Genomic DNA, 26,565 nt, shown 5'->3' with positions numbered 1-26,565 from the left:
GGGAACAATGGCTTACAGTCCCGTCTTGGCATTGGTGTTCGGCTATCTTCTCGGCTCGATCCCGTTTGGCCTGCTGATCACCCGTGCCGCCGGCCTCGGCGACGTGCGCAACATCGGCTCCGGCAACATCGGCGCCACCAATGTGCTGCGCACCGGCAACAAGAGCTTGGCCGCGGCCACGCTTCTGCTCGACGCCCTTAAAGGCACCGCGGCGGTGCTGATCGCAGGCCGCTTTGCGCCCGAGCTCGGACTTTGGGCCGGCTTCGGCGCGTTTTTAGGTCATCTCTTTCCGGTCTGGCTCGGCTTCAAGGGGGGCAAGGGTGTCGCCACTTACCTTGGCGTGCTGATCGGCCTTGCCTGGCAGGCGGCGCTGATCTTCGCCGTCGTCTGGCTGGCGGTGGCCTTCCTGTTCCGCTTCTCCTCGCTTGCGGCACTGACGGCAGCAGTCGTGGTGCCCATGGCGCTGTATTTCCTGAGCACGCCGCAGATTGCCGGGCTTTTCGCGGCGATGAGCCTAATCGTCATCGTAAAGCACCGCGCCAACATTGCGCGGCTGCTTGCCGGCACCGAGGGTAAGATCGGGGCCAAGGAGTGAGCGAGCCCGACGCCGGGCCGCGCCTCAGCGACCGGCAGCGGCTGAGCTGGCTTCGTCTGATCCGCACGCCGAATGTCGGCCCGGCTTCCTTTCGCGACCTGATCAACCGGTTCGGTTCGGCCGAAGCAGCGCTATCGATGCTGCCCGAGCTGATGATTTCGGGTGGCGCCAAAAAAATCGTCCGCATCCCGTCCATTGCCGAGGCCGAGGCGGAGCTGGAGACCGCCCGGCGGGCTGGCGCCCGCTTCGTCGGCATCGGCGAAGCGGATTATCCGCCGCTGATGAAAAGCATGGATCATCCGCCGCCGCTGCTCGCGGTCAGGGGCAATAGCGCGGTGTTCCGCTTGCCAGCGGTCGCCATCGTCGGCGCTCGCAACGCATCGCTGGCCGGCATCAAGATGGCGCGGATGCTGGCGGCGGATCTTGGCCGCGACGGCTATGGCATCGTCTCCGGCCTGGCGCGCGGCATCGATACGGCCGCGCACCAGGGCAGCCTTGCGACTGGCACAATCGGCGTGCTCGCCGGCGGCCTCGATTTGCCCTACCCGCCCGAAAATGCCGGCCTGTGCGACGAGATCGCCGAGCGCGGCGGCGCCATCATTTCCGAAATGCCGTTTGGCTGGCAGCCACGCGCACAGGATTTTCCGCGCCGCAACCGGCTCGTCGCCGGTGCTGCATTGGGATTGGTGGTGGTCGAGGCCGCACAGCGCTCCGGCTCACTGATCAGCGCCCGGCTTGCCGGCGAGATGGGCCGGCTGGTTTTCGCCGTTCCCGGTTCGCCGCTCGATCCGCGCGCTGCCGGCACCAATGGCCTGCTCAAGGACGGCGCCATCCTTGTCACCGAGGCCGCCGATATCACCAGTGCGATAGCGCCGCTGGTCGGCGGCTGGTCGCCAAGGACATCGCCGCTTGAAGAGCCGCCCGACTTTTCAGCAACACCGCCGCCGCGCGAGGACGACCGCGACCGCGTCGTCGAGGCGCTCGGCCCGACGCCGGTAGCAGTCGACGAGATCATCCGTCACACCGGCCTGCATCCCGCTCAAGTGTTCATGGTGCTGCTGGAGCTCGACCTCGCCGGACGGCTCGAACGCCATCCCGGCGGCAACGTCTCGCTGATCTGACCGAGAGCTTGCGCATGTCACCGCAAGCAATCCCGACGTGATTCCGATGGCCGATCCGAGCAACAAACCAAAGCAGATGCTGTTCACTCGTATGACGGCCCTCGTCTGGTCAGCACTGAGTGTCATGCTGGCGCTGCAATGGTCGATGGATCTCGGCATGTCGGGTTTTCCCGACGGCTACATAACGCCCTTCGCAAGAGCGACCAGCACGCTTCTGGGCATTCTGACGGCAGCCTGCATGGCCCAGGGTCTCTACTTTTTCCTGGCCGGTGTGTTCGGCAGGAAGGTAAGCGCCGTCGGTCTTTGCCTGCAAATCCTTGCCGCAGCGGTTCTCACCGTGGTGCCAGTGCTTATCTTGAAGGATTGTCCGCATTCACAGCTGTGCAGCAGAGCGTATGAGGCGCTCACCGGCACGATGATGGACGATGGGGCGGGCGGCTAAAGCCACTGCATGCGTTCGGCACGAGGTTGTCACCCATGTCTTAGGTACAATCTGTTACCTATGTCTCCGGGTTGGACAATCTTGATTTTGGTGAGCGCGATGGGATTCGAACCCATGACCTACTGATTAAAAGTCAGTTGCTCTACCGGCTGAGCTACGCGCTCCCGCGGGCTCAGAAAGGCCGCCCTCGAAATTGCGCGGAACATAGGGAGAGTGCCTCTGCCGGTCAACCGGAAAAAGACGGCTCCCAAACCGGACTTTCCTGCGGCGTCATCATGCCGTGCGGTGCGCTTCGGCGTTGACGGAACTGCCTCCCTCTAGCGCAAGGCCGAAGCTCGCGCTTTGCGGGACAAGCGCAAGCAGCGAATCGAGAGAACCTTTGCAGATCAGCAACTTGGGATTTTTGGCGGAACAATTTGCGCAGCCTGTCCGTTTTTCCGCGACAAGGGACACGCGTTTCAAGGAGAAGATCATGAATAGGATCATGTCGGGCCTGCTGGCGACCACCCTTTCGATCTCATTCGCTGCCGCGGAGATCGTGCCAGTCAACGCTCAGCCCAGCTATGCGCCCCCTGCCCAGGGGCTCACCTCGAATGTCCAGACCGTCCAGTACGAGCCGTGGCGGAGGCACCGGGGTTTCAATCGCGATTTCTCGCGTCGCAATTTTTCGCGTGACGACGGCATGTACTGGCGTGGCCATCGCGGCTATCGCTACTACCGTCCCGGCTACCGCCGCCACGGCGACTTCTGGTTCCCGCTGGCCGCGTTTGCTACCGGAGCGCTGATCACCGGCGCGATTGTCAACCAGAATCGTGTCTATCGTGGCGATGCCCACGTGCAGTGGTGCTATGATCATTATCGGAGCTATCGCGCTTCTGACAACACTTACCAGCCCAACTACGGTCCGCGCCGGCAGTGCCGGTCGCCTTACTGAGTCCCAGATTAGAGGCTGCAAGCCCGCGCCCGCAACGGCGCGGGTTTTTCATTAGTGCGAATCCGGTGGCATCCCTGCCTATTGCGCACTTAGCGTCCTGCGCACAGCGTGGCGCCAACCTGCCAGCTTGGCGGCACGTGTCGAAGCATCCATGTCCGGCTTGAACCGGCGCTCGAGCGCCCAGCTCCTGGCGAATTCCGCGGCCTTCGGCCAGACACCCGCCTTCGAGCCGGCCAGCCAAGCCGCACCGAGTGCTGTCGTCTCGAGAATTGTCGGCCGGTCGACCGGCGCATCGAGAATGTCGGCCAGCCGCTGCATCGTCCAGTCCGACGCCACCATGCCGCCATCGACCCTGAGCACGGTCTTGACCGAGGCGCCTTTCCAGTCCCGGCGCATGGCGTCAAGCAGATCGCGCGTTTGGAACGCAACGGATTCCAGTGCCGCGCGGGCAAATTCCGCCGGCCCCGAATTGCGGGTCAGCCCGAAGATGGCGCCGCGCGCCTCGGCATCCCAGTGCGGTGCGCCGAGCCCGACGAAAGCCGGCACCAGATAGACGTTCTGCGTTGGATCGGCTTCCGCCGCCAATTTGCCGCTCTGCTCGGCCTTGCCGATCACTTTGATGCCGTCCCGCAGCCATTGCACGGCGGCGCCGGCGATAAAGATCGAGCCCTCCAGCGCATAGGTGGTCTTGCCGTTCAGCCTGTAGGCGATGGTGGTCAAAAGCCGGTTCTTAGAACGCACGAGATCGCTTCCGGTGTTGAGCAGCGCAAAGCAACCGGTGCCGTAGGTCGACTTCATCATGCCTGGCTCGAAACAGGCCTGGCCGATTGCCGCCGCATGCTGGTCGCCGGCCACACCGAGGATTCTGATCTCTGCACCAAACAGGCTTTTGTCGGTTATTCCAAAATCATCGGCACAATCTTTCACCTGCGGCAGCATTCTTGCAGGTATGCCAAGAACGGCCAGCAGCTCGTCATCCCAGGCGTTTTGTTCGATGTTGTAGACCAGCGTGCGCGAGGCATTGGTGGCGTCAGTGGCGTGGATATTGCCGCCGGTCAGCCGCCAGATCAAAAAACTGTCGATGGTGCCGGCCAGCAGTTCGCCCTTCTCGGCGCGTTTTCTGGCGCCCTTCACCTTGTCCAGCATCCAGGCGATCTTGGTGCCGGAGAAATAGGGATCGAGCAGCAGGCCGGTCTTTTTCGTGAATTTCTTCTCCAGCCCCAGCTTCTTCAGTTTCTGGCATAGCGGCGCGGTGCGGCGGTCCTGCCAGACAATCGCGTTGTGGATCGGCTTGCCGGTCTCCTTGTCCCAGATGACGACGGTTTCGCGCTGGTTGGTGATGCCGATCGCGGCGACTTCCGCTGCGTTGCGGCCGGCTGTCTTCAGCGCAGCCTCTACCGTTTCCACGACACTCGACCAGATCTCCTCGGGATCGTGCTCGACCCAGCCGGAGGCCGGATAATATTGGGTGAATTCCTTTTGCCCGCTGCCGACGACCTTCATCTTGTCGTCGAACAGGATCGCCCGGCTCGATGTCGTCCCCTGGTCAATTGCAAGGATATATCCGGTCATTCTCTCTCCCGTCGAAGCGAATTCAAGGTGCTACGATGTCTCGACGCCAGATGGCGCGGAGCCGTTCACGCAAACAGGGGAGACGGCAACATGCCGCCTCCCCTGAGCGTGGCGATGCGGGCGCGGACGCCCGCATCAAACGGTCCTATTGCTGCCAGCTTTTCACCAGCTCGTCGTAGTTGATGGTGACCGGCTTTTCCTTCTCGTTCTCGATCTTGAGCTGAGGAGCGAGATTGCCCTTCTTGACCGCGTCCGCATTCCAGTAGGCGAGGTCATGCTCTTCGGCCATCTTCGGGCCAATATCGCCCTGGACGCCCGACTTCTCGATGCGGCTCATCACCTTTTCCTGCTCGGCGCAGAGCGAGTCCATCGCTTCCTGCGCGCTCTTGGCGCCCGACGAAGCATCGCCGATCGCCTGCCACCAGAGCTGTGCCAGCTTCGGATAGTCCGGCACGTTGGTGCCGGTCGGCGACCACTGGACGCGTGCCGGCGAGCGGTAGAACTCGATCAAGCCGCCGAGCTTTGGCGCACGTTCGGTGAAGCTCTTGTCGTGGATCGTGCTCTCGCGGATGAAGGTCAGGCCGACATGGCTCTTCTTCACGTCGACCGTCTTCGAGGTGACGAACTGCGCGTAGAGCCAGGCGGCCTTGGCGCGGTCGGTCGGCGTCGACTTCATCAGCGTCCAGGAACCGACGTCCTGATAGCCGAGCTTCATGCCGTCCTTCCAGTAGACGCCATGCGGCGACGGCGCCATGCGCCACTTCGGCGTGCCGTCGTCGTTCAGCACCGCCTTGGCGCTGGCGTCGACCATGCTGGCGGTGAAGGCGGTGTACCAGAAGATCTGCTGGGCAACCGCGCCCTGCGCCGGAACTGGCCCCGATTCGGAGAAGGTCATGCCTTGGGCTTCCGCCGGTGCATAGGCCTTCAGCCAATCGAGGTACTTCTGGATGGCATAGACGGAAGCCGGACCATTGGTGTCGCCGCCGCGCGCCGTGCAGGAACCGACCGGACGCGAATTCTCGTCGACCTTGATGCCCCATTCGTCGACGGGCAGACCGTTCGGAATGCCCTTGTCGCCATTGCCGGCCATCGACAGCCAGGCGTCCGTGAACCGCCAGCCGAGCGACGGGTCCTTCTTGCCATAGTCCATATGGCCGTAGACCTTCTTGCCGTCGATCTCACGCCCGGTGAAGAACGCTGCAATGTCCTCATAGGCCGACCAGTTCACCGGCACGCCAAGGTCGTAGCCGTATTTGGCCTTGAAGTCTGCCTTGTTCTTCTCGTCGTTGAACCAGTCGTAACGGAACCAGTAGAGGTTGGCGAACTGCTGGTCGGGAAGTTGGTAGAGTTTCTTGTCGGGCGCGGTGGTGAACGAAGTGCCGATGAAATCCTTCAGGTCGAGATTCGGGTTGGTGACATCCCTGCCGTCGCCTGCCATCCAGTCGGTCAGGTTGCGCACCTGCTGGTAGCGCCAGTGCGTGCCGATCAGATCGGAATCGTTGACCCAACCGTCATAGAGGTTCTGGCCGGTCTGCATCTGGGTCTGGATCTTCTCGACGACGTCGCCTTCCTGGATGACGTCATGCGTAACCTTGATGCCGGTGATGGCCGTAAAGGCCGGCGCCAGCACCTGCGATTCATACTGATGCGTGGCGATGGTTTCGGAAACCACCTTGATATCCATGCCGGCGAAAGGTTTCGCGGCATCGATGAACCATTGCATCTCGGCTTCCTGGTCGGCGCGCGAAAGCGTCGAAAGGGGCCCGATTTCCTTATCGAGGAAGGCCTTGGCCTCGTCCATTCCGGCATAGGCATTGCTTGCCCCGAGCAATAGGACAAGCGCAGTTGTTGATGTCAAGAATTGCCGTCGCATGTATTTCCTCCACTGTTAAAGTTCAAAGTGCGATCTGGATCGGCGGCCGGCACGCCGCCGTTCCAACAGTTTCCCCCTCTATACGTAGCGGAACACGCCGACGGCGTAGACCACGGAGAGAGCGAGAGCCCACCACAGATTGGGTCCGACTAGACCCAGCCAAGCGAGATGGATAAAGGCGCTGCCAAGCAGCGACAGGAACAGGCGGTCGCCGCGCGTCGTTTCGAACCGCAGCACGCCGACGCGCGGATTGCCGCCCGGCGAGACGTATTCCCACACCGCCATGCCACAAAGCAGCAGAAAGATGGTTCCAAAGAAGGCCGCGGTCGGCCACGTCCAGGCCATCCACGAAAAATCGAGGTTGGACGAGAGGTTAAATCCCCACAGGCGGATATTAGCCGGATCGCTGAAGCCTACCGTTATTGCCACGAAATCGATTTGAAGTGCCACCCAGGCCACGACGACCAGAGCGAGAAGCAGCACGGCCCACCACCATGGGCTTCTGTCGACCTTCTCCATCATACCCTCCCCAGGGCAAAGCCCTTGGCGATGTAGTTGCGCACAAACCAGATGACGAGCGCGCCGGGAATCAGCGTCAGCACGCCGGCTGCGGCGAGCAGCCCCCAATCCATGCCGGCGGCCGAAACGGTGCGGGTCATGGTCGCGGCGATCGGCTTGGCATCGGTTGTCGTCAGCGTACGGGCGATCAAGAGCTCCACCCACGAGAACATGAAGCAGAAGAAGCACGCCACGCCGATGCCGCTCGCAATCAGCGGCATGAAGATCTTGATGAAGAAGCGCGGGAACGAATAGCCGTCGATATAGGCGGTCTCGTCGATCTCCTTGGGCACGCCCGACATGAAGCCTTCGAGGATCCACACCGCCAGCGGCACGTTGAACAGGCAATGCGCCAGAGCCACGGCGATGTGGGTGTCGATAAGGCCGAAGGCCGAATAAAGCTGGAAGAATGGCAGCGCGAACACCGCCGGCGGCGCCATGCGGTTGGTCAGCAGCCAGAAGAACAGATGCTTGTCGCCGAGGAAGCGATAGCGCGAAAAGGCATAGGCAGCAGGCAGTGCCGCAGCCACCGAAATCACCATGTTCATAACCACATAGGTGATCGAGTTGATGTAGCCCGAATACCAGGACGCGTCGGTGAAGATGGTGCGGTAATTCGCCAATGTCGGTGCGTGCGGGTAGAGCGTCAGCGACGAGACGATCTCGCCATTGGTCTTGAAGCTCATATTGATGAGCCAGTAGATCGGCAAAAGCAGAACGATGATGTAGAGCGTCGGCACGATCCACCACCAACGCGACTCCTCGCCGCGACGGCGCATCAGCCGTGCGATCTCGTCCTGCCGTAGCCTGCTGGCGAGCCCTTCCGAAGCTGTCGTCTCGCTCACCCTGTCGGCTCTCTCTTCGGTGCGGCTCATCTCAACGCTCCGCGTCGTAATTGGTCATCACGGTGTAGAACACCCATGACAACAACAGGACGATAAGGAAGTAGACCAGCGACATCGCCGCCGCCGGGCCGAGGTCGAACTGGCCGAGCGCCGTCTTGACGAGATCGATCGAAAGAAAGGTCGTCGAGTTGCCGGGTCCGCCGCCGGTCACCACGAACGGTTCGGTGTAGATCATGAAGCTATCCATGAAGCGCAGCAGCACGGCGATCAGCAGCACGCGGTTCATCTTCGGCAGCTGGATGTAGCGGAACACCGCCCAGCGCGAGGCACCGTCGATCTTGGCCGCCTGATAAAAGGCATCCGGGATCGAGACCAGGCCGGCATAGCAGAGCAGAACGACGAGGCTGGTCCAATGCCAGACGTCCATGATGATGACCGTGACCCAGGCGTCGTATGGGTCTTGCACATAATTATAGTCGATGCCGAGCGCGTTGACGTAATAGCCGAGCAGGCCAATGTCGTTGCGCCCGAACACCTGCCAGATGGTGCCGACGACGTTCCACGGGATCAGCAGCGGCAACGCCATCAAAACAAGGCAAACAGGCACGCCCCAACCCTTCTTCGGCATATTGAGCGCAATGAAGATGCCGAGCGGCACTTCGATCGCCAGGATGATGAAGGAGAAGACAAGGTTGCGGATCATCGCCTGCCAGAAGCGGCTGGAGGAAAGCAGTTCCTCGAACCATTCCGTGCCGGCCCAGAAGAAGACGTTATTGCCGAAAGTGTCCTGCACCGAATAATTGACGACCGTCATCAGCGGTATGACCGCCGAGAACGCCACCAGCAGCAGCACCGGCAGCACCAGGAACCAGGCTCTGTTGTTCCAGGTCTTTTCCACTTCAGGCTCCCATCTCGACGCGCCAGGAATTGGCATAGATGTTGATGCCGGCCGGGTCGAACCGCACCTTCGGATCAGCCGGAACTGTCTCGTCCTCGCCGATGACGGCGGCGATCTCGCGCCCTTCAAGATTGGCACGGACCACCTTGTGGCGGCCGACGTCCTCGACCTTCCTGATCCGGACGGCCATGCCCTGGCTGCCTAGGCGCACATATTCGGGACGGATGCCGAGTTCGATGGCGCCGCCGCCCGCCTTGGGCACGCCCGGCAGTTCGATCTGCTGCGAGCCCAGCTTCGCTGTCTTGCCGTCGATCGCCACCGGCATGACATTCATGCCGGGCGAGCCGATGAAATAGCCGACAAAGGTGTGGCGCGGGCGCTCGAACAGCTCTGCCGGTGTGCCGATCTGCACGATTTCGCCGTCATACATGACGACCACCCTGTCGGCGAAGGTCAACGCCTCGGTCTGGTCGTGCGTGACATAGACCATCGTATAACCGAAGCGGCGGTGAAGCTGCTTCAACTGCGAGCGCAGCACCCATTTCATATGCGGGTCGATGACTGTCAAAGGCTCGTCGAACAGGATGGCGTTGACGTCGGAGCGCACCAGCCCGCGCCCGAGCGAGATCTTCTGCTTCTGGTCGGCGGTCAGTCCGCGCGCCTTTCGTTTGGCCATATCGGCCAGCCCGGTCATCTCCAGCGTCTCGCGCACCTTGCGGTCGACGTCGGGCTCCGGCACGCCGCGATTGCGCAGCGGGAACGCCAGATTGTCGTAGACGGTCATCGTGTCGTAGATCACCGGGAACTGGAAGACCTGGGCGATGTTGCGCTCTTGGGTCGACAGATTGGTCACGTCCCTGCCGTTGAACAGCAGCTGGCCATGCGAGGGATGCAGCAATCCCGAAATGATGTTGAGCAGCGTGGTCTTGCCGCAGCCGGATGGGCCGAGCAGCGCATAAGCGCCGCCATCCTCGAAGGTGTGGTGCACTTCCTTCAGCGCGAAATCGGCATCCGTGCGCGGGTTCTGCAGATAGGAGTGGCGGATATGATTAACATCGATGCGCGCCATCGCTTCCTCCTAGGCCGCCAGCTTCGGCGCGGCCACGGCACGGCCGTGCTCGTCGAAGACCATGATGTGGCGCGGGTCGATGAACACCTCGACCTCCTCGTCCGGCTCGAAGTCGCGAATGCCATGGGTCAGCATGACCCAGCGCGCATCGGCAAAATCGAGATGGACGAAGCTTTCCGATCCGGTGATCTCGGTGATCGTCACCTTTGCGCGCACCGGCACTGCGGCGGCGTTGGGCCGATCGAGGGACAAATGATGCGGCTGGAAGCCGATCGTATAGATCGCATCGGCAATGCCGAAGAGTTCCGCCGGCACCGGCAATTTCACGCCGCCCTCGAGCAGGAAATCCAGACCCTTCTTGGCAAGCACGATGGTGTTGAGCGGCGGATCGGCGAAGGTTCTCGCCGTCACCAGATCAACCGGTTTGCGGAACACTTCGATGGTCGGCCCGAACTGGGTGATGCTGCCTTCGGAAAGCGTCGCCGTGTTGCCGCCGAGCAGCAAGGCTTCGTGCGGCTCGGTCGTGGCATACACAAAGATTGTACCGGCGGCCGCGAAGACTTTCGGCAGTTCCGCGCGTAATTCTTCGCGCAGCTTGTAGTCGAGATTGGCGAGCGGCTCGTCGAGCAGCACGAGGCTGGCATTCTTGACGATCGCGCGGGCCAGCGCGGTGCGCTGCTGCTGGCCGCCCGACAGACTGAGAGGCGTCCGGTCGAGATAGGGCGTTAGTTTGAGAAGGGCGGCGGCATTGCGCACCTCCCTGTCGATCGTTGCCTGCTCAGTGCCGGCCACCCGCAGCGGTGAGGCGATGTTTTCGTAGACCGTCATCGCCGGATAATTGATGAATTGCTGGTAGACCATGGCGACGTTGCGCTTTTGCACCGGCATGCCGGTGACATCCTTGCCATCAAACCAGACCGAGCCCGAGGTCGGCACGTCGAGGCCCGCCATCAGCCGCATCAGGCTGGTCTTGCCGGAGAGCGTCGGCCCGAGCAGGACGTTGAGCGAGCCGTGCTGAAGCGTCAGCGAGACGTCGCGGATATGTTCCGCCGCACCCACCGTCTTCGTCACGTTTCTCAGTTCAAGCATGATGCCTCCTCCCAGGCTTTCTCCATCAGTCGGCCGTTCCTATTCGGCAGCCGCCACGTGCTGCCGGCTTATTCCGCGCATGAACTCGTCGAGCACTGCCGCCTGCTCACGGCTGAGACGCAGGCCGCGCTTGGTCCGGCGCCACAATACATCCTCGGCAGTCATCGCCCATTCGTTTTCGACGAGGTAGCGCACCTCGGCTTCGTAGAGATCGGCGCCAAAGTTGCGGCCAAGATCGACGTTCGACTTGGCGAGGCCCAGCAGCTTCCTTGCGCGGGTGCCGTAGAGCCGGGTCAACCGGCGGGCCAGCCGGGCGTCGAGGAACGGGTACGCCGTTTTCAGTTTCGCCACCTCGGCATCGAAGCCGGTGACGGGAAAGTCACCGCCGGGCAGCGGCGCGTTTGCCGTCCATGGTTTGCCGCGCTTGCCGAGAAAACCCTCGATCTTCTCAAGCATCGATTCCGACAATCGGCGGTAGGTCGTGATCTTGCCGCCAAAGGCGTTGACAATCGGGGCGGCACCCTCGCCTCCATCGGCCTTCAGCACATAGTCTCGGGTGGCTTCCTGCGCCTTTGAGGCGCCATCGTCGTAGAGCGGTCGCACCGCGGAATAGGTCCAGACGATATCCGACGGCTTGACCGGCTGCGCGAAATATTCGCTTGCCGCAGCGCAGAGATAGTCGATCTCGGCGTCATTGATCCTGACGTTGTGCGGATCGCCGGGATAGTCACGGTCGGTGGTGCCGATGAGCGTGAACTCGTCCTCGTAAGGGATGGCGAAAATGATGCGCCCGTCCTTGTTCTGAAAGAAATAGGCGCGTGGGTCGTCGAATTTCTTGCCCACGACGATGTGGCTGCCTTGTACGAGGCGGACATTGTGCACGTCGTTCAAGCCGACGGTGGCCGACAGCACCTGATCGACCCACGGGCCGGCGGCATTGACCAGCAGCCGCGCCTTGACCTCCTCGGTATCGCCGGTCCGCACATTTTCAAGCCTGACCGTCCAGAGATTGCCTTCGCGGCGTGCGCTGACGACCTTTGTTCGGGTTCGAATGGTTGCACCGCGTTCGGCAGCGTCGCGGGCGTTCAACACAACCAGCCGGGCATCGTTGACCCAACCGTCCGAATATTCGAACGCCTTTCGAAACAGCGGCTTCAGCGGCTTGCCGGCCGGATCCTTAGCCATGTCCAGCGTTTTCGTCGGCGGCAGCAATTTGCGCCCGCCAATATGGTCGTAGAGGAAAAGCCCGAGCCGGATCAGCCAGGCCGGACGCAGCCCCTTGGCGTATGGCAGCACGAAGCGCATCGGCCAGATGATGTGCGGCGCGTTCCTCCACAGGACCTCGCGTTCCATCAGCGCTTCGCGTACCAGGCGGAATTCGTAGAATTCGAGATAGCGCAAGCCGCCATGGATCAGTTTGGTCGAGCCGGAAGAGGTCCCGCTGGCCAGATCGTTCATCTCGGCAAGAAAGACCGAAAAGCCACGTCCAACGGCATCGCGGGCGATGCCGCAGCCATTGATGCCGCCACCGATGACGAAAATGTCATGAATCGGTGATGCGCTCAAAGAATCCTCCCTCGACTTCGCATTGCAGCATTTTTGGGTTCTTGCGAAACCGTAGCGGAATTATTTCGAAATGATAACGAATGTCAAACGAAATATGATGGGCGGAAGATGCCGCTACGGCATCTCTAGGAGAGCGACGTTTCGATCAGCTGAACTTCTGCCTCCTGGCAGATCTTACGCACCGACGGGATGTCGCAACGATCGGTGATAAAGGTGTTGACCTGCGACAGATGGCCGATGCGGACGGGCGCGGTGCGCTCGAATTTGGTCTGGTCCGACACCAGGATCACATGTCGGGCGTTGGCGATGATCGCCTGAGCCACCTTCACCTCGCGAAAATCGAAGTCGAGCAGTGCGCCGTCATGGTCGATGGCCGAGGCGCCGATCACCGCAAAATCGACCTTGAACTGCCTGATGAAATCGACCGCGGCCTCGCCGACCACACCGCCGTCGGAACCGCGCACGACACCGCCGGCGATCACCACCTCGATCGAAGGATATATACGCATCCTGTTGGCAACATTGATGTTATTGGTGATGACCATCAGGCCGCTGTGATCGAGCAGCGACTTGCTGACAGCTTCCGTCGTTGTCCCGATATTGATGAATAGAGACGCGTTATCGGGGATCAGCCGGGCTGCTGCGCGGCCGATCGCCTCCTTCTCCTCGGCGGCGATCTTGCGCCGAGCCTCATATTCCATGTTCTCGATGCCGGAGGGGAACAATGCCCCGCCATGGATGCGGGACAAAAGCCGCTGGTCGCAGAGATCGTTGAGATCCTTGCGGATCGTCTGCGGCGTCACGTTGAAATGCGTCGCCAGCTCCTCGACCAGTACGCGGCCATGGTCCTTGGCCATCTGGATGATTTCGGAATGACGCGGCGACAGATACATCTAGCAACCTCTCATTTTCGTTTTTCTCGTCTATAGCTGAAAACGAAAGCCATGAACAGGTATGGGCCGGCTAATGAAAATCGGGCGACTGCAGCGAGAAAAGCTCCGGCGCAATCTCGACGAGGCTATCAACTCAGCCCCCGCGCGATCTCAGTGATGACCGAGAAAGCAGTATCGACGTCCGCCGCAGTCGTTTCGAACTGCCCGACCTGAAAGCGGATCGCCACCTGCCCGTCCACCCGGGTCTGCGTCAGGTAAATGCGGCCGTCATCGTTGATCGCGCTGACCAACCGCAAATTGTGCTCGTCAGAGTCGATGGCCGCAGCCGCGAGATGGCGGAATGAGAATAGCGACAGCATGGGTTCCGTGACGATCTCGAAATCCGGTTCCCGAGCCAGCCGCGCGGCGAGGCTCTCGCTCCAGGCAACATGGTTGCGGATCATGTTCCGCAGATTTTCCAAGCCATACGCACGCAGCAGGAACCAAAGTTTCAGAGCGCGGAACCTCCGTCCGAGCGGCACCGACCATTCGGAGTAGTTGATGACCCCGTCGCGGCCATGCGTTTTCAGGAATTCGGGCTTGATCGCCAGCGTGCGGACCAGCTCTTCCGGCTGGCGGATGAACTGCATCGAGCAATCGAACTGTGCCCCCAACCATTTATGCGGGTTGAAGACGATGGAATCGGCATTTTCGGCGCCGGTCCAGAAATGCCGGAACTCGTGGCAGATCATGGCGGAGCCGGCCCATGCGGCATCGACATGCAGGTAGAGCCCGTGCCGCTTCGCCACCTCGGCAACAGCCGCCACATTGTCGGTGCCGCCGGTACTTGTGCCGCCGACGCTGGCGATGATGCCCGCCGGCAGCATGCCGTTTTCGCGGTCGGTAACGATCGCGGCTTCCAGAGCCGCCGTCTGCATGGCGCGGAAGCGTCCGGCGACCGGAATGCGCACGAGGTTCGCCTCGCCGATGCCCGACACCCAGATCGCCCGGTCGATAGAAGTATGGACCTGGTCGGAAGAATAGATCCGCACGACCGGCTGCCCTTGCAAGCCGTTCTTGTTGCCTTGCCAGTCGAGCGCGCGCTCGCGCATTGTCAGCACGGCGGCAAGCGTCGCCGATGAAGCCGAATCCTGCATGACGCCGGAAAATCCCTCCGGCAAACCAAGCGCCTGCCGCATCCAGTCGACGACACGCGTCTCGAGCTCGGTTGCCGCCGGCGAGGTCTGCCAGAGCATGCATTGCGCGGCCATCGCGGAAACCAGATACTCGGCCACGACGGAGACCGGTGCCGCGTTAGCCGGGAAATAGGCGAAGAAACGCGGATGCTGCCAGTGCGTCATGCCCGGCAAGATCTTTTGTTCGAAATCGGCGAAGATTGCCTGCATCGTTTCGCCGTCTTCCGGCGGCGCGGCATCGATGCTTTTGAAGATTTCGCCCGGCTCGACAAGCGGCCGCACCGGTTTTTCGCGAAGGCTGTTTCTGTAGTCGGCGCCCCATTCAGCCGCTCGCAGCGACCATTCGCGGAATTCGTTGCTATTCATCTTCGCCTCCGTAGCGCCTCATCGAGCCGCGATCAAAGAGCACGAAAAACGAAGGTTTTCATTCGGGAAAATCAGGCAGACTGGCAAAGGCGGTCTTCAGCGCGTTCGACCAGCTATCCGAGATCGTACGATAATATTGATCGTCCTGGGTTATTCGCTTTTTGAGGCCGACCTTGAAAGTGTCCTTTTCATAGAACAGCAGGTCGAGCGGCAGGCCGACCGACAGGTTCGACTTCAGCGTCGAGTCGAACGACACCAGCAGCAACTTCACCGTCTCGGCGAAACTCATGGTCTTTTCATACGCACGGATAATGATCGGCTTGCCGTATTTGGTCTCACCGATCTGGAAGAACGGCGTGTCGTCGGTGGATTCGATGAAATTGCCTTCCGGATAGATCATGAACAGGCGCGGCGCGCTGCCCTTGATCTGACCGCCGAGGATGAAGGAGGCGTTGAAGTAGGAATCCGCCTTTTCGCCCGCCGGCGACGAACTGGCGATGACCTCCTTGACGGTGTCTCCGACCAACCGGACTGTCTGGTACATGGAGGGCGTTTCGAGCAGTGTGGCACGGCGCTCCGCCACTGCCTTGGTGCGTTCGTCGAGCAGGCTGACCACGGCCTGCGTCGTCGCCAGATTGCCGGCCGACATCAAAACGATGACGCGCTCGCCCGGCTCTTCCCAGACATGCATCTTCCTGAAGGTCGAGATCGAATCCATGCCGGCGTTGGTGCGCGTGTCCGACATGAACACGAGCCCGCGATCGATCTTCAGGCCGACGCAATAGGTCATCGAATCTCTTTGGCAACAATCTTGCCGGGGATTACTGCTCCACGGTGACGGTGACCGCAAGCTGTTCTTCCGCCTGTCCCAGCCGAATTCCAGATACCGGCGTGGCGTCGCGATAATCGCGGCCGGTCGCCACCTTCACATAACGCTCGTCCGGAGAAATGCCGTTGGCGACATCGAAGGCGACCCAGCCGAGGCCCGAGACATGCGCCTCGGCCCAGGCGTGGCTTGCCGCCTGCTCGATGGCCGCATCCATCATCAGGTAGCCGCTGATATAGCGGGCCGGAAAATCCATGGCACGCGCCGCGGCAACGAAGATGTGGCTGTGGTCCTGGCAAACGCCGGTCTTGAGCGCCAGGGCCTCTTCGGCCGGCGTCGTCACGTTGGTGGTGTCCGGCGTATAAGCGACGCGCTCGCCGATCACCGCCATCAACCGGTGCAGCCTTTCGATGTCGGTACCCTTGCCCACCGAGGCAGCAAGCTCGCGAATGCCGCTGCCGATCGTCGTCAGCGGCGTTTCCTGGCCGAACAGCCAGAGCGGCGCGAAACCCTGGTGCGGTCCGCAGACGCCAGCGGTGTCGCGCGTCACCACTTCGCCGGCTGCTTCGACGGTGATGAAGTCGCGCTCGCCCTCGACGCTCAACAGCCGGGTATCATTGCCGAAATGGTCGGTGAAGCGCACTTCCTCGCGTGCGCCTTCGATCTTCAGCGCCCAGGACAGTACCGTCTGGGTGCGCCCGTTCACCGGGAGCAGCCGCAAACGCTGCAACAGATAGTGCACCGGCGCATCGTAGCGGTATTCGGTCCGGTGGGTGATCTTCAGCCGCATCGCACTCGTCCCTGGAGCATGAGCTTTTCCGAAAACCGGTCTCCGCTTTTTGGGATCATGCTCAATAGAACCTGTAATCCTGCGCGATCTCGTCGCCGAGCCTGGTGTTGTCGCGGATGAAATTGGCCAGGAATTCGTGCAGGCCGGCGTCGAAAATATCCTTGATCGACCCGGCCGTCAGCATGGCCTGGGTCTTGGCAGCCGTCGCATGACAGGCGTGGCGCTCCCCATAGTCGTCACCCAGGAATTTGAGATGCTCCGTCAGGAAGCGGTAGCAAAAGGTCAGCGAGCGCGGCATGCGGACGTTGAGGATCAGATAATCGGCGATGTTGCTCGGCTTGTAGTCGGCATCATAGACCCAGCGATAGGAACGGTGCGCCGACACCGAGCGCAGGATCGATTCCCACTGGTAGTTGTCGAGCGTCGAGCCGACCCAGGAGATCGACGGCAACAGCACGTAGTATTTCACATCCAGGATGCGCGCGGTGTTGTCGGCGCGTTCGACATACGTGCCGAGCTGCGAAAAATCGAAAATTTCGTTGCGCAGCATCGTGCCGTAGAACGAGCCGCGGATCAGCGCCGTCTCGCGCTTGATTGCGTCGAGCGCGTTGGGCAGGTCGCGCTCGTCGATCGGCTTGGCCAGTATCCGCTTCAGCGACATCCAGGCTTCGTTGATGCTTTCCCAGGTCTCACGCGTCAGTGCGGTACGCACCATGCGGGCATTGTTACGGGCCGTTTCGATAGACGACATCGTGCTCGACGGGTTCGATGTGTCGCGCAGCAGATAGTCGGCGACATTGGCGGCGGTGTAGTCGGAATATTTCTGCGTGAAGCTGGCGTCCGAACCGGCGCTGAGCAGCACCGAATTCCACTCCTCCGAAGCGTTCTGAGTACGAGTCAGCGCCATGCGCAAGCCGGCATCCACCAGCCGCGCCATGTTTTCCGCCCGCTCGATGTAGCGGTTCATCCAGTAGAGCCCGTTGGCGGTGCGGCCGAGAAGCATGTCAGGCGGTCCTGTGGTGAATAGTGAAAGGTGAATGGTGAATGGTGACTATCCGGATTCCAGGGCACGATTCCGCGCGCTTCACTTCAGGGCATTTCACCAACATCAACGACCCACATCCTTACCTATTCACTATTCACTATTCACTATTCACTATTCACTATTCACTACTTTCACTCTAATCATCCAACACCCACGTATCCTTCGTGCCCCCGCCTTGCGAGGAATTGACGACCAGCGAGCCTTCCTTGAGCGCTACTCGGGTCAGCCCGCCGGGCACGATCTGGATACGGTCGGAAACCAGCACATAGGGGCGCAGATCGACATGGCGCGGCGCCAGCCCCTTGTCCGTCAGGATCGGACAGGTCGACAGCGCCAGCGTCGGCTGGGCGATGTAGTTCGACGGTTTTGCCGCGAGCTTTTTGGAAAACTCTTCGCATTCCTTCTTGGTCGCCGCCGGACCGACCAGCATGCCGTAACCGCCGGAGCCGTGGACCTCCTTGATCACCAATTCGTCGATGTGTTCGAGCACGTATTTCAGGCTGTCCGGCTCCGAGCAGCGCCAGGTCGGGATGTTGCCGAGGATCGCCTTGCGGCCGGTGTAGAATTCGACGATCTCGGGCATGTAGGAATAGATCGCCTTGTCGTCGGCGATGCCGGTTCCCGGCGCATTGGCGATCGTGATGTTGCCGGCGCGGTAGACGTCCATAATGCCCGGCACGCCAAGTGCCGAGTCGGGGCGGAAGGTCAGCGGATCGAGGAACGAGTCGTCGACACGACGGTAAAGCACGTCGATCTGCTTGTAGCCCTCGGTGGTGCGCATCGCGACATGGCCATCGACGACGCGCAGATCCTGCCCCTCGACAAGCTGCACGCCCATCTGGTCGGCAAGGAAAGCATGTTCGAAATACGCCGAGTTGAAGCTGCCCGGCGTCAGCACGGCAATGGTCGGCGCGCCCTTGGTGCTTTGCGGCCGCACTGCCGCCAGCGACTGGCGCAAGAGCTGCGGGTAATTCTCAACCGGCCGCACCTTGATCTGCTGGAACAGCTCGGGAAAGAGCTGCATCATCGTCTCGCGGTTCTCCAGCATGTAGGAGACGCCGGACGGCGTGCGCGCGTTGTCCTCCAGCACGTAGAACTCGTTCTCGCTGATGCGTACGATGTCGACGCCGATGATGTGCGTATAGACGCCGGCCGGCGGCCGCACCCCGATCATCTCGGGCAGGAACGCCTCGTTCTTGGCGATCAACTCCTTCGGCACCCGGCCGGCGCGTAAGATCTCCTGGCGATGGTAGATGTCGTCGAGAAAGGCGTTCAGCGCCTGGACGCGCTGCTCGATGCCTTGCGTCAGCCGTCGCCATTCGTTGCCCGAAATGATGCGCGGAACGATATCGAAGGGTATCAGCCGCTCCGATGCTTCCTGCTCGCCGTAGACGGCGAAAGTGATGCCTGTCTTGCGAAAGACGCGTTCGGCGTCCTGCATCTTCTCGGTAAGTCTGGCCGGGTCCTGTTCCTTCAGCCAGCGATCGTAAGCCGAATACGGTTTTCTCAGCCCGGAAACTTCCGGAAGCATTTCATCGAACGCTGCCAATCGCATACTCCCCTGTGGCGCCATTTCACTGGCCTGGCTGGAGAAAATCAAGCGCAATCGGTGATTTGTTGGGCGCCGGCGATCAGTATATCGCACTTGCCTAAAATTAAGGCAGCACCAATAGGGCCTTGATCAGGCTTTGCCTGGTGTCCGGGCAGATGCCGGATGCGGATCAAAACGCGCGAAAGGTGACGACCGTGAACGTGTCCTTGATGCCGGGAAGAATCTGCACTTTCTCGTTGACGAAGTGGCCGATGTCTTCCTCGTCGTCGACATAGAATTTGGCGAGCAGGTCGTAGTTTCCGGCTGTCGAGTAGATTTCCGAAGCGATCTCGGCATCGGCCAGGGCGCTGGCAACGTCGTAGGCCTTGCCCAGATCGCATTTTATCTGCACGAAAAATGCCTTCATTGCCTGGTCCTGCTCACATCGCACGCTCTAATCGAGCGGCCCTTGTGGCAGACTGCCGCCCGGCTTTCAAGCATCGGCAATCGCTCAGGCTGTTCTCGCCTCGACAATGCTTTCTCGGCTCGGACACGGACTGCCACGCCGAATGTTTGCGCTCGGCTGAAACCCTGAAGCACTGCAAAGCGTATGGTATCATGTACCTTCAGGCAGCGATTTCTCAGGGACAACGGAGACAGGCCATGCGCCGCGCGTTTTTCGCATTCGCAGTCGTTCCATTCATTTTCGCATCCCAGGCCTTTGCTGGCGACGCCGAAGTCAAAGCGGCGCAGACAGTCATCGATGGGCAGTTGAGGGCGTTCATCGCCAATGACGGAATGACGGCCTACAGCTTTGCCGCACCGAATGTGAAACGCATCTTTCCGACCGTCGATACCTTCATGAACATGGTGACAAAAGGCTATCCGCCGGTGCGCCAACCGCAGACCTACTCCTTCGGCAAAGTTCGCGAGACGAGCCCGACCTCGATCATCCAGCAAGTGCTGATCGTCGGCCCGGATGGCAAGGACTACGAGGCGGTCTACACGCTCGAACTACAGCCTGACGGCAGCTTTCGGATCACCGGCTGCAGCCTGCGTGCGTCCACGTCGCTCAGCACCTAAAGGGGTGTTTCAATCCTGTCGCCGGTAGAGCGTCCAGCTCAGGCCTGAAAACCCCCAATGCCTCGACGCATCGGCCCGTTCATACGCCAGAGCGCATGCGGCCGTAGGTTGGACATGTTCGGCTTGTTTGTCCACGTCCCCTTCGAGGACCAGCCAGGCGGGCCGTTCGGTGCACATCCCGTCGTCTGTGACCAGCAATGCCCGACGATCCATTCGCGCCGCAAAATAGTTGACGACAATGGGGGTGCGGAAATTACCGTCGCTGGCATAGGTGGTTGCGCCGTTCCTGGTCATTTCATCAACGATAGCGGCGTAGGAGCCGCGTCCATATTGATAGAACTGAAGCACCGACGAAATGCTTCCACTCACCACGATCGCCAGCGCTCCCATCGCAAGCAGCCTGGCAGTTCCGCGAGCATCCAGGCCGCGGCCAATCATCTCGCCGGCCCAGAGCAGCAGCAATGTTCCGCTGATGATGAAATAGCGCGGGAACTCAAGGTTGGGCAGATGCGCCGCCGCCATGAGCAAAGGCAGTCCGATAATCCCGATGGCATAAAGGCTGGCTCGACGACCGCGCCAGACACCGGCGGAGAGGCCGACAAGACCGCAGGCGGCAACGATATAGGGCCCGTCGCCAAACCAGGGTGGCAGGCCGAACAGAGAGCGGATCATCCCGCCATAGCCCTGCGCGAAGGCGGCAATCGAGAATGGCGAAACACCACCGACACTGAAGCCGAACAGCCTGCAGCCGACAAACACGCCGACAGCCAGCGGCAGCACGGCAAGCAAGCCCGGCAGGAAGATCGACGCCAGGTCCGCAACGACGCGGCCGACCTTCGCCGTACGCTGCCAGGCGAGCCAGGCGGTCCAGATTGCGAGGACCGCCACCATTCCGATCATTGTGAGATGGCACAGGAAGCCGAAAAGGATCGCCGCTGCCAAGGCCGCGCCAGACCACCGTCTATTGTCGAGCCGGCGCTCCAGAAAAACCACCGAAAGCAGCGTGAACAGCACAAGGCCGGCATAGCCGCGCGCCTCCGAGCCGTAATGGACCATTGGGTAGCTCACGGCAAACAACAGGCTTGTGGCAATCATCGCCTGTCGTCCGCGCGATGCGGCGCTCGCTGCCGCCGCAGCGATCGTGGCAACGCCTAATGCTATCGACAGACCTCGCTGGATCAGCGGCGAAGCATCGGGGCCAATGAGATAGAGATAGACCGAGTTGAGGAAATGATTGTTGTCGTGATTGACGTGCCAGAATATCTGGTCGATCGACGTCAGCGGCTTGATCAGCGCAAAGCTCCAGATCTCGTCCAGCCAAAGGTCGCCGCGCGCGCCAAGCAAGCGCAAGACCAGACCGGTCACGGCGATTATCAGAGCGGCAAGCAACGACCCAGCCGTCCATCGCTGGACAGCCACGGAGGGCGAAGGCGAAGCGATGCCGTTCGTCCGCACCGTCGTGCCAGGAACTGAAACGTGCCGCGAAACGAACAGGTTCTTGATCCTCGCCCGATGTCGTCCGGCAATGCTTATTAGGCAGTCGTTTCAAAACAGTTCATGGCAGGGGCAACTCCTCCCTGGAGCCGGATTCCTGGCGAGCATGCCTACCGGACGGCGAGGTCACCGTTTGCCCATTGCTGCGTGATGATCTCGGCTTGTTCGGCGAACCTGCCAGCCTCGATCGCTTCACGAATATCGCGCATCAGCTGCTGGTAATAGGACAGATTGTTCCAGGTCAGGAGCATCGCCCCAAGCGCCTCTTGCGAGCGCACCAGATGGTGCAAGTAGGCCCGCGAATAGTCGCGTGCGGCCGGGCAGTCGCTTTCCTCATCGAGCGGACGCGGATCGTCGGCATGGCGGGCGTTGCGCAGATTGACCTTGCCGCGCCGTGTGTAGGCAAGGCCGTGGCGCCCTGCCCGCGTCGGCATCACGCAGTCGAACATGTCGATGCCGCGCGCAACCGACTTCAAAATGTCGTCCGGGGTGCCGACGCCCATCAGGTAGCGCGGCCGGTCAGCCGGCAGCTCCGGGCAAGTGATGTCGAGCATCTCCAGCATCACCGCTTGCGGCTCGCCGACAGCCAGCCCGCCGATCGCGTAACCCTTCAGCTCCATTGCCTTCAGCGCCTGCGCCGAGCGCAGCCGCAGATCCGGCACGTCGCCGCCTTGCACAATGCCGAACATCGCCTTGCCGGGCTGCTCGCCGAATGCCGTCTTGCAACGCTCGGCCCAGCGCAACGACAACTCCATGGCACGCTCGATCTCGTTCTGCTTGGCCGGCAGAGCCGTGCATTCGTCGAGCTGCATCTGGATGTCGGAATCGAGCAGCCCCTGGATCTCTATCGAACGCTCTGGCGACATCTCGTAGGCGCCGCCGTCGATATGCGAACGGAAGGTAACGCCGTTCTCGGTCAGTTTCCGCAGCTTCGACAGCGACATCACCTGGAAGCCGCCGCTGTCGGTCAGGATTGGATGCGGCCAGCGGGCGAATTCATGCAGGCCGCCGAGCCGCGCCACGCGCTCGGCGCCGGGTCTTAGCATCAGGTGGTAGGTGTTGCCGAGGATAATGTCCGAGCCGACGCCGCGCACCTGATCCATATACATGGCCTTCACCGTGCCGCCGGTACCGACCGGCATGAAGGCAGGCGTGCGGATTTCCCCGCGCGGCATGGTGATTGCACCACGCCGCGCCCTGCCGTCGGTCGCCAGCACCTTGAAGGTGAATGCGTCAGTCATTGAATTCCCTAGCCATCGAACTCCTTGTCGAATACCGGCGCGTCCGGGGCCTGCTTGTCGAGTGATTGCCGGTAGCGGATGCAGCCGCGCATGAATTTCGGCCACGGCGGCACGGCAATCGCCGGGTCGGTCTTTTCGGGCAAAAGTGACCAGAGGTCGGGATGGTGCCAGCACAGATCATGGCCGGTGGCGTCGCGGTGTTGGCGGATGCCGGCGCGCAGTTTCCTGACCTCGGCGATCAAGGCTTCCCGGTCGAAGGTTTCCAGGTCATCGTCCATCGGTATCCTCCCTGAACAGAAGACTTGCGTCTCCATAGGAATAAAACCTGTAGCGATTCTCGATGGCATGCGCATAGGCCGCCCGCATCGTCTGCAAACCGCAGAAGGCCGAAACCAGCATGAACAGCGTCGAACGCGGCAGATGGAAATTGGTCATCAGCAAGTCTGCGGTCTTGAAACGATAGCCGGGCGTGATGAAGATGTCTGTCGGGCCTGACCATGCGGCCAGCCTGCCGTCCTCGCCAGCCGCGCTCTCCAATAAGCGCAGCGATGTCGTGCCGACGGCGATAATGCGCCCTCCTTTTGCTTTCGCCGCATTCAGCGCCTCGGCGGTTTCCGGGCTGACCGAACCGGTTTCGGCGTGCATCTTGTGGTCGGCGGTGTCGTCCGCCTTCACCGGCAGGAACGTGCCGGCGCCGACATGCAGCGTGACGAAACGGCGCTCTATGCCCTTGGCGTCGAGCGTCGCAAACAGCTCCGGCGTGAAATGCAGCCCTGCCGTCGGCGCGGCGACCGCGCCCTCCTCCCTCGCATAAATGGTCTGATAGTCGCTGCGGTCGCGTTCGTCGTCGTCACGCTTGGAGGCGATGTAGGGCGGCAGCGGGATGTGGCCGACTGCATGCAGCGCCTCGTCGAGGAACGGACCTGACAGGTCGAAGCCGAGCAGCACCTCGCCGCCTTCTCCCTTCTCGATCACGGTCGCGTCGAGCTGGCCGAGAAGGCAGGAATTGGCGTCATGACCGAAATGGATACGATCGCCGGCGGCGATGCGCTTGCCCGGACGCATGAAGGCGAGCCAGCGGTCGGGCGCCATCCGCATATGCAGCGTGGCTTCGACCTGCGCCGCCGCCTCGCCGCGCCGCCTGATGCCTTTCAGCTGTGCCGGAATGACCTTGGTGTCGTTGAAGACCAGCACATCACCGGCCTTGAGCAGGGCCGGCAGGTCGCGCACCGTCCGGTCTTCGAGCCCCTCACCCGGCCTGACCACCAGCATCCTGGCACTGTCGCGCGGCTCGGCTGGGCGAAGCGCGATGCGCTCCTCCGGCAGATCGAAGTCGAAAAGGTCGACGCGCAAGAGATCCCCGCCTCAAGGTTCCGGGCAGGTCACCGCCCAGGCGCCGACACCGTCTATGCTCAATGTGCCGCCCATCGAGAAGCTGGACTGCTCGCTGGCCTTGACCAGCCGCAATTTGGCGACGATCGAGCTGATGCCTTCGTCGGTGAGGTCGATCAGCATGCGCTCGTCGTCTTCGAATGCCCGTCCAACGATGACTTTCGTTGAGCCTGGCTGTCCATCCGTGGTCCATGTCTTGCCGCCGGCATCCAGCCACACACGCGCGACCGCAATGACGGCCGTGTGTCCCATCAAAACGTCGATCGATGCCGCGCCGCCGTCGGCGCTGCAGACGATCGATTCCGTTGCCAGCGCCGGAGTGGCCGCCGCGACGAGCACAAATGCGATTGCCGCGACAGCCCGGCCGGTCATTTCACGTCGGCCGCGACCTTGAGCGACACGATCTTGTCAGGATCCTGCACCGGTTCGCCGCGCTTGATCTTGTCGACGTTGTCCATGCCTTCGATGACCTGGCCCCATACCGTGTACTGGCGGTTGAGGAAGGCGGCATCGTCGAAGCAGATGAAGAACTGCGAATTGGCCGAGTTCGGGTTCTGCGAGCGCGCCATCGAGCAGGTGCCGCGGCCGTGGTTGGCGTTGGAGAACTCGGCCTTCAGATCGGGTTTGTCGGAACCGCCAGTGCCGGCGCGCGATGGCGCGAAAGACGGCTTGTTGGAATTGCCGAACTTCACGTCGCCGGTCTGCGCCATGAAGCCGTCGATGACGCGGTGGAAGACCACGCCGTCATAGGCGCCTTCGCGCGCCAGCTCCTTGATACGGTCGACATGGCCGGGCGCCAGATCTGGAAACAATTCGATGACGACCTTGCCCTTGGTCGTGTCCATGATAAGCGCGTTCTCGCGGTCCTTGATTTCGGCCATGTCAGAAATATCCTTTTGAACAATTGGGGTTACTTGCCGTCCGCGGCGATGCGCACCTTGATCATGCGATCGGGGTCGGTCACCGTGCCGTTCTGCGCCTCGTCGCCTTTCTTGATGTGGTCCACCAACTCCATGCCGCTGACGACATTGCCAACGATGGTGTACTGGCCATCGAGCGGCGGTGCCGGCGCGAACATGATGAAGAATTGCGAATTGGCGGAATTCGGATCGTCGGAGCGGGCCATGCCGACCACGCCGCGCTGGTAGTGCTCCGTGCTGGAGAATTCGGCCGGCAGGTCAGGAAGATCGGAGCCGCCGGTGCCGACAGCGTCGGCATTGAAGCCGCTCTTCATGTTGCCGAACTTGACGTCGCCGGTCTGCGCCATGAAGCCGTCAATGACGCGGTGAAAGGCGACGTTGTCGTAGGCGCCCTGGCGCACCAGCTTTTTGATCTGCGCGACGTGCTTCGGCGCAAGGTCGGGCCTCAGCGCGATGGTCACGTCGCCGTCCTTCAGCGTTACGATCATGGTGTTTTCCGGATCGGCGGCAAAGGCCGACACGGATGCGGTCACAAGACCGGCAAGCACGGCAAGCAAGAAGGCAAGCTTTTTCAGCTGCATGGGATCTTTCTCCGAATATCTTCGTTCATGCATGTCGTTACCCAAAGCCGGGTTCCACTTTTGGGTGACATGCATTTTATTTCGCGAATTTGGCGGTGAGCGCGCCGGCCACGGCCGCCGGCACGAAGGGGCGGATGTCGCCTCCCATCGAAGCTATCTGGCGCACAAGTGTGGCGGTAATGGTGCGCACTGAAGGGCTGGCGGGCAGGAACACCGTCTGCAGCTCCGGCGCCATGGTCTCGTTCATGCCGGCCATCTGCATCTCATAGTCAAGGTCGGTGCCGTCGCGCAGGCCGCGGATCATGATCGAGGCGCCATGCTTCCTGGCCGCGTCGATTACCAACCCGTCGAAGGCGACTACTTTGATACGCGCACCGTCGCTGCCGAATTCTGCCTTCGCGGCCGTTTCGATCAGGCCAACCCGTTCCTCGAAGGAAAACAACGGCTTCTTGCCGGGATGGATGCCGATCGCCGCATAGATTGTATCCGCCACGGCCAGCGACGCCTTCAGCACGTCGAGATGGCCGTTGGTCAGCGGGTCGAAAGAGCCGGCATAAAGGGCGATGCGTTCGGTCATGGCAGGTGCTTCTAGCGAGCCTCTCTCCTAAAGGCAAATCCGATCGCCAGCCCGCGCCGTGAACCTTTTGGCCGACGTGAACGACAGAT

Annotated in this window: 29 protein-coding genes and 1 tRNA gene; 5 read left to right on the top strand and 25 right to left on the bottom strand. The window is 61.5% G+C overall.

Going from position 1 to position 26,565, the window contains the following annotated elements; all coding sequences use genetic code 11:
* Nucleotides 1-7: 7 nt before the first annotated feature.
* Genes plsY through NKH93_RS18375 form a run of 3 tightly spaced genes read left to right on the top strand, consistent with a single transcriptional unit; the run spans nt 8 to nt 2,158 of the window.
* Nucleotides 8-595: a glycerol-3-phosphate 1-O-acyltransferase PlsY gene (gene plsY / locus NKH93_RS18385; protein WP_352455728.1), complete on the top strand. Its 588-nt coding sequence runs from the start codon at nt 8-10 to the stop codon at nt 593-595.
* Nucleotides 592-1,716, top strand: coding sequence for a DNA-processing protein DprA (gene dprA / locus NKH93_RS18380; RefSeq protein ID WP_352971258.1), 1,125 nt, complete (start codon nt 592-594; stop codon nt 1,714-1,716). The genes plsY and dprA overlap by 4 nt, the downstream gene beginning before the upstream one ends.
* A gap of 46 nt (nt 1,717-1,762) precedes the next feature.
* Complete coding sequence (locus NKH93_RS18375) at nt 1,763-2,158, top strand: hypothetical protein (protein ID WP_352471679.1); 396 nt, start codon at nt 1,763-1,765, stop codon at nt 2,156-2,158.
* Nucleotides 2,159-2,246: 88 nt separating this feature from the next.
* On the opposite strand, the gene NKH93_RS18370 is transcribed toward NKH93_RS18375, so the two are convergent.
* Nucleotides 2,247-2,322: transfer RNA gene (locus NKH93_RS18370), tRNA-Lys, on the bottom strand.
* A 109-nt stretch (nt 2,323-2,431) separates the two neighbouring features.
* Nucleotides 2,432-2,644: a hypothetical protein gene (locus tag NKH93_RS18365; protein WP_352816609.1), complete on the bottom strand. Its 213-nt coding sequence runs from the start codon at nt 2,642-2,644 to the stop codon at nt 2,432-2,434.
* On the opposite strand from NKH93_RS18365, the gene NKH93_RS18360 reads away from it, so the two are divergent.
* Nucleotides 2,631-3,092, top strand: coding sequence for a BA14K family protein (locus NKH93_RS18360; protein ID WP_352766632.1), 462 nt, complete (start codon nt 2,631-2,633; stop codon nt 3,090-3,092). The genes NKH93_RS18365 and NKH93_RS18360 overlap by 14 nt on opposite strands.
* Nucleotides 3,093-3,170: 78 nt before the next feature.
* Here NKH93_RS18360 and glpK read toward each other — a convergent pair whose 3' ends face one another.
* The 15 genes from glpK to NKH93_RS18285 all read right to left on the bottom strand — a co-directional run bounded on the left by glpK (nt 3,171) and on the right by NKH93_RS18285 (nt 19,615).
* Nucleotides 3,171-4,664, bottom strand: coding sequence for a glycerol kinase GlpK (gene glpK / locus NKH93_RS18355; RefSeq protein WP_352971254.1), 1,494 nt, complete (start codon nt 4,662-4,664; stop codon nt 3,171-3,173).
* Nucleotides 4,665-4,809: 145 nt separating this feature from the next.
* Entirely contained in the window at nt 4,810-6,537 is a 1,728-nt protein-coding gene (locus NKH93_RS18350) for an ABC transporter substrate-binding protein (protein ID WP_352971251.1), read from the bottom strand.
* A 78-nt stretch (nt 6,538-6,615) separates the two neighbouring features.
* Nucleotides 6,616-6,882 carry a DUF2160 domain-containing protein gene (locus NKH93_RS18345; protein ID WP_031193610.1) on the bottom strand — a complete coding sequence of 89 codons (267 nt, stop codon included), beginning with the start codon at nt 6,880-6,882 and terminating at the stop codon, nt 6,616-6,618.
* A 173-nt stretch (nt 6,883-7,055) separates the two neighbouring features.
* Nucleotides 7,056-7,970, bottom strand: a complete 915-nt coding sequence (locus tag NKH93_RS18340; RefSeq protein ID WP_502896460.1) for a carbohydrate ABC transporter permease — start codon at nt 7,968-7,970, stop codon at nt 7,056-7,058.
* Between the two features lies 1 nt (nt 7,971).
* Nucleotides 7,972-8,838 (bottom strand): carbohydrate ABC transporter permease, encoded by an 867-nt coding sequence (locus tag NKH93_RS18335; protein ID WP_023674893.1) that lies wholly within the window; start codon nt 8,836-8,838, stop codon nt 7,972-7,974.
* Nucleotide 8,839: 1 nt separating this feature from the next.
* Nucleotides 8,840-9,907, bottom strand: coding sequence for an ABC transporter ATP-binding protein (locus NKH93_RS18330; RefSeq protein WP_352971248.1), 1,068 nt, complete (start codon nt 9,905-9,907; stop codon nt 8,840-8,842).
* Between the two features lie 9 nt (nt 9,908-9,916).
* Nucleotides 9,917-10,996 carry an ABC transporter ATP-binding protein gene (locus NKH93_RS18325; RefSeq protein WP_352682851.1) on the bottom strand — a complete coding sequence of 360 codons (1,080 nt, stop codon included), beginning with the start codon at nt 10,994-10,996 and terminating at the stop codon, nt 9,917-9,919.
* Between the two features lie 39 nt (nt 10,997-11,035).
* Nucleotides 11,036-12,562 (bottom strand): glycerol-3-phosphate dehydrogenase, encoded by a 1,527-nt coding sequence (gene glpD / locus NKH93_RS18320; protein WP_023674890.1) that lies wholly within the window; start codon nt 12,560-12,562, stop codon nt 11,036-11,038.
* A gap of 125 nt (nt 12,563-12,687) precedes the next feature.
* Nucleotides 12,688-13,455, bottom strand: coding sequence for a DeoR/GlpR family DNA-binding transcription regulator (locus tag NKH93_RS18315; protein ID WP_023674889.1), 768 nt, complete (start codon nt 13,453-13,455; stop codon nt 12,688-12,690).
* Nucleotides 13,456-13,583: 128 nt separating this feature from the next.
* Nucleotides 13,584-14,996 carry a pyridoxal phosphate-dependent decarboxylase family protein gene (locus NKH93_RS18310; RefSeq protein WP_352872383.1) on the bottom strand — a complete coding sequence of 471 codons (1,413 nt, stop codon included), beginning with the start codon at nt 14,994-14,996 and terminating at the stop codon, nt 13,584-13,586.
* 58 nt (nt 14,997-15,054) lie between these two features.
* Entirely contained in the window at nt 15,055-15,786 is a 732-nt protein-coding gene (locus NKH93_RS18305; protein WP_352448780.1) for a proteasome-type protease, read from the bottom strand.
* A gap of 31 nt (nt 15,787-15,817) precedes the next feature.
* Nucleotides 15,818-16,612, bottom strand: coding sequence for a transglutaminase family protein (locus NKH93_RS18300; protein ID WP_352455718.1), 795 nt, complete (start codon nt 16,610-16,612; stop codon nt 15,818-15,820).
* A 61-nt stretch (nt 16,613-16,673) separates the two neighbouring features.
* Nucleotides 16,674-17,615: an alpha-E domain-containing protein gene (locus tag NKH93_RS18295; RefSeq protein WP_352540590.1), complete on the bottom strand. Its 942-nt coding sequence runs from the start codon at nt 17,613-17,615 to the stop codon at nt 16,674-16,676.
* A 178-nt stretch (nt 17,616-17,793) separates the two neighbouring features.
* Complete coding sequence (locus NKH93_RS18290) at nt 17,794-19,206, bottom strand: circularly permuted type 2 ATP-grasp protein (protein ID WP_352613762.1); 1,413 nt, start codon at nt 19,204-19,206, stop codon at nt 17,794-17,796.
* A gap of 172 nt (nt 19,207-19,378) precedes the next feature.
* Nucleotides 19,379-19,615 carry an Lrp/AsnC ligand binding domain-containing protein gene (locus tag NKH93_RS18285; protein WP_023674883.1) on the bottom strand — a complete coding sequence of 79 codons (237 nt, stop codon included), beginning with the start codon at nt 19,613-19,615 and terminating at the stop codon, nt 19,379-19,381.
* A 236-nt stretch (nt 19,616-19,851) separates the two neighbouring features.
* Between NKH93_RS18285 and NKH93_RS18280 the strand changes: the two genes are divergently transcribed.
* Entirely contained in the window at nt 19,852-20,271 is a 420-nt protein-coding gene (locus NKH93_RS18280) for a DUF4864 domain-containing protein (RefSeq protein WP_352455762.1), read from the top strand.
* Between the two features lie 9 nt (nt 20,272-20,280).
* Here the strand turns inward: NKH93_RS18280 and NKH93_RS18275 are convergent, their stop codons facing one another.
* The 8 genes from NKH93_RS18275 to coaD all read right to left on the bottom strand — a co-directional run bounded on the left by NKH93_RS18275 (nt 20,281) and on the right by coaD (nt 26,476).
* Nucleotides 20,281-21,636: a glycosyltransferase family protein gene (locus tag NKH93_RS18275; RefSeq protein WP_352971241.1), complete on the bottom strand. Its 1,356-nt coding sequence runs from the start codon at nt 21,634-21,636 to the stop codon at nt 20,281-20,283.
* 239 nt (nt 21,637-21,875) lie between these two features.
* Complete coding sequence (gene tgt / locus NKH93_RS18270; protein WP_352448774.1) at nt 21,876-23,006, bottom strand: tRNA guanosine(34) transglycosylase Tgt; 1,131 nt, start codon at nt 23,004-23,006, stop codon at nt 21,876-21,878.
* A gap of 8 nt (nt 23,007-23,014) precedes the next feature.
* Nucleotides 23,015-23,284: a hypothetical protein gene (locus NKH93_RS18265; RefSeq protein ID WP_352471691.1), complete on the bottom strand. Its 270-nt coding sequence runs from the start codon at nt 23,282-23,284 to the stop codon at nt 23,015-23,017.
* Nucleotides 23,274-24,359, bottom strand: coding sequence for a tRNA preQ1(34) S-adenosylmethionine ribosyltransferase-isomerase QueA (gene queA, locus NKH93_RS18260; protein ID WP_352540593.1), 1,086 nt, complete (start codon nt 24,357-24,359; stop codon nt 23,274-23,276). The genes NKH93_RS18265 and queA overlap by 11 nt, the downstream gene beginning before the upstream one ends.
* A gap of 12 nt (nt 24,360-24,371) precedes the next feature.
* Nucleotides 24,372-24,770, bottom strand: a complete 399-nt coding sequence (locus tag NKH93_RS18255; protein WP_352971237.1) for a hypothetical protein — start codon at nt 24,768-24,770, stop codon at nt 24,372-24,374.
* The gene (locus NKH93_RS18250) at nt 24,767-25,279 is read right to left on the bottom strand and encodes a peptidylprolyl isomerase (RefSeq protein ID WP_352471694.1); all 513 of its coding nucleotides are present in this window, start codon (nt 25,277-25,279) and stop codon (nt 24,767-24,769) included. The genes NKH93_RS18255 and NKH93_RS18250 overlap by 4 nt, the downstream gene beginning before the upstream one ends.
* A gap of 29 nt (nt 25,280-25,308) precedes the next feature.
* Nucleotides 25,309-25,899 (bottom strand): peptidylprolyl isomerase, encoded by a 591-nt coding sequence (locus NKH93_RS18245; RefSeq protein WP_352471695.1) that lies wholly within the window; start codon nt 25,897-25,899, stop codon nt 25,309-25,311.
* Nucleotides 25,900-25,975: 76 nt separating this feature from the next.
* Nucleotides 25,976-26,476 carry a pantetheine-phosphate adenylyltransferase gene (coaD, locus tag NKH93_RS18240; RefSeq protein WP_352448768.1) on the bottom strand — a complete coding sequence of 167 codons (501 nt, stop codon included), beginning with the start codon at nt 26,474-26,476 and terminating at the stop codon, nt 25,976-25,978.
* Nucleotides 26,477-26,565 lie beyond the last annotated feature (89 nt).

The organism is Mesorhizobium sp. M0954, from assembly GCF_040319155.1.
Classification (GTDB): Bacteria; Pseudomonadota; Alphaproteobacteria; order Rhizobiales; family Rhizobiaceae; genus Mesorhizobium.
Note: the sequence above shows the minus strand (reverse complement) of the source record. Positions and strands in the feature narration are given on the sequence as shown.

Excerpts from the sequence above, each read along its gene's own strand:
- plsY (WP_352455728.1), top strand. The coding sequence starts at position 8 with ATGGCTTACAGTCCCGTCTTGGCATTGGTGTTCGGCTATCTTCTCGGC.
- NKH93_RS18375 (WP_352471679.1), top strand. The coding sequence starts at position 1,763 with ATGGCCGATCCGAGCAACAAACCAAAGCAGATGCTGTTCACTCGTATG.
- NKH93_RS18360 (WP_352766632.1), top strand. The coding sequence starts at position 2,631 with ATGAATAGGATCATGTCGGGCCTGCTGGCGACCACCCTTTCGATCTCA.
- NKH93_RS18365 (WP_352816609.1), bottom strand. The coding sequence starts at position 2,644 with ATGATCCTATTCATGATCTTCTCCTTGAAACGCGTGTCCCTTGTCGCG.
- glpK (WP_352971254.1), bottom strand. The coding sequence starts at position 4,664 with ATGACCGGATATATCCTTGCAATTGACCAGGGGACGACATCGAGCCGG.
- NKH93_RS18350 (WP_352971251.1), bottom strand. The coding sequence starts at position 6,537 with ATGCGACGGCAATTCTTGACATCAACAACTGCGCTTGTCCTATTGCTC.
- NKH93_RS18345 (WP_031193610.1), bottom strand. The coding sequence starts at position 6,882 with ATGGCCTGGACGTGGCCGACCGCGGCCTTCTTTGGAACCATCTTTCTG.
- NKH93_RS18340 (WP_502896460.1), bottom strand. The coding sequence starts at position 7,970 with ATGAGCCGCACCGAAGAGAGAGCCGACAGGGTGAGCGAGACGACAGCT.
- NKH93_RS18330 (WP_352971248.1), bottom strand. The coding sequence starts at position 9,907 with ATGGCGCGCATCGATGTTAATCATATCCGCCACTCCTATCTGCAGAAC.
- NKH93_RS18325 (WP_352682851.1), bottom strand. The coding sequence starts at position 10,996 with ATGCTTGAACTGAGAAACGTGACGAAGACGGTGGGTGCGGCGGAACAT.
- NKH93_RS18315 (WP_023674889.1), bottom strand. The coding sequence starts at position 13,455 with ATGTATCTGTCGCCGCGTCATTCCGAAATCATCCAGATGGCCAAGGAC.
- NKH93_RS18310 (WP_352872383.1), bottom strand. The coding sequence starts at position 14,996 with ATGAATAGCAACGAATTCCGCGAATGGTCGCTGCGAGCGGCTGAATGG.
- NKH93_RS18305 (WP_352448780.1), bottom strand. The coding sequence starts at position 15,786 with ATGACCTATTGCGTCGGCCTGAAGATCGATCGCGGGCTCGTGTTCATG.
- NKH93_RS18300 (WP_352455718.1), bottom strand. The coding sequence starts at position 16,612 with ATGCGGCTGAAGATCACCCACCGGACCGAATACCGCTACGATGCGCCG.
- NKH93_RS18295 (WP_352540590.1), bottom strand. The coding sequence starts at position 17,615 with ATGCTTCTCGGCCGCACCGCCAACGGGCTCTACTGGATGAACCGCTAC.
- NKH93_RS18285 (WP_023674883.1), bottom strand. The coding sequence starts at position 19,615 with ATGAAGGCATTTTTCGTGCAGATAAAATGCGATCTGGGCAAGGCCTAC.
- NKH93_RS18280 (WP_352455762.1), top strand. The coding sequence starts at position 19,852 with ATGCGCCGCGCGTTTTTCGCATTCGCAGTCGTTCCATTCATTTTCGCA.
- tgt (WP_352448774.1), bottom strand. The coding sequence starts at position 23,006 with ATGACTGACGCATTCACCTTCAAGGTGCTGGCGACCGACGGCAGGGCG.
- NKH93_RS18265 (WP_352471691.1), bottom strand. The coding sequence starts at position 23,284 with ATGGACGATGACCTGGAAACCTTCGACCGGGAAGCCTTGATCGCCGAG.
- NKH93_RS18255 (WP_352971237.1), bottom strand. The coding sequence starts at position 24,770 with ATGACCGGCCGGGCTGTCGCGGCAATCGCATTTGTGCTCGTCGCGGCG.
- NKH93_RS18250 (WP_352471694.1), bottom strand. The coding sequence starts at position 25,279 with ATGGCCGAAATCAAGGACCGCGAGAACGCGCTTATCATGGACACGACC.
- NKH93_RS18245 (WP_352471695.1), bottom strand. The coding sequence starts at position 25,899 with ATGCAGCTGAAAAAGCTTGCCTTCTTGCTTGCCGTGCTTGCCGGTCTT.
- coaD (WP_352448768.1), bottom strand. The coding sequence starts at position 26,476 with ATGACCGAACGCATCGCCCTTTATGCCGGCTCTTTCGACCCGCTGACC.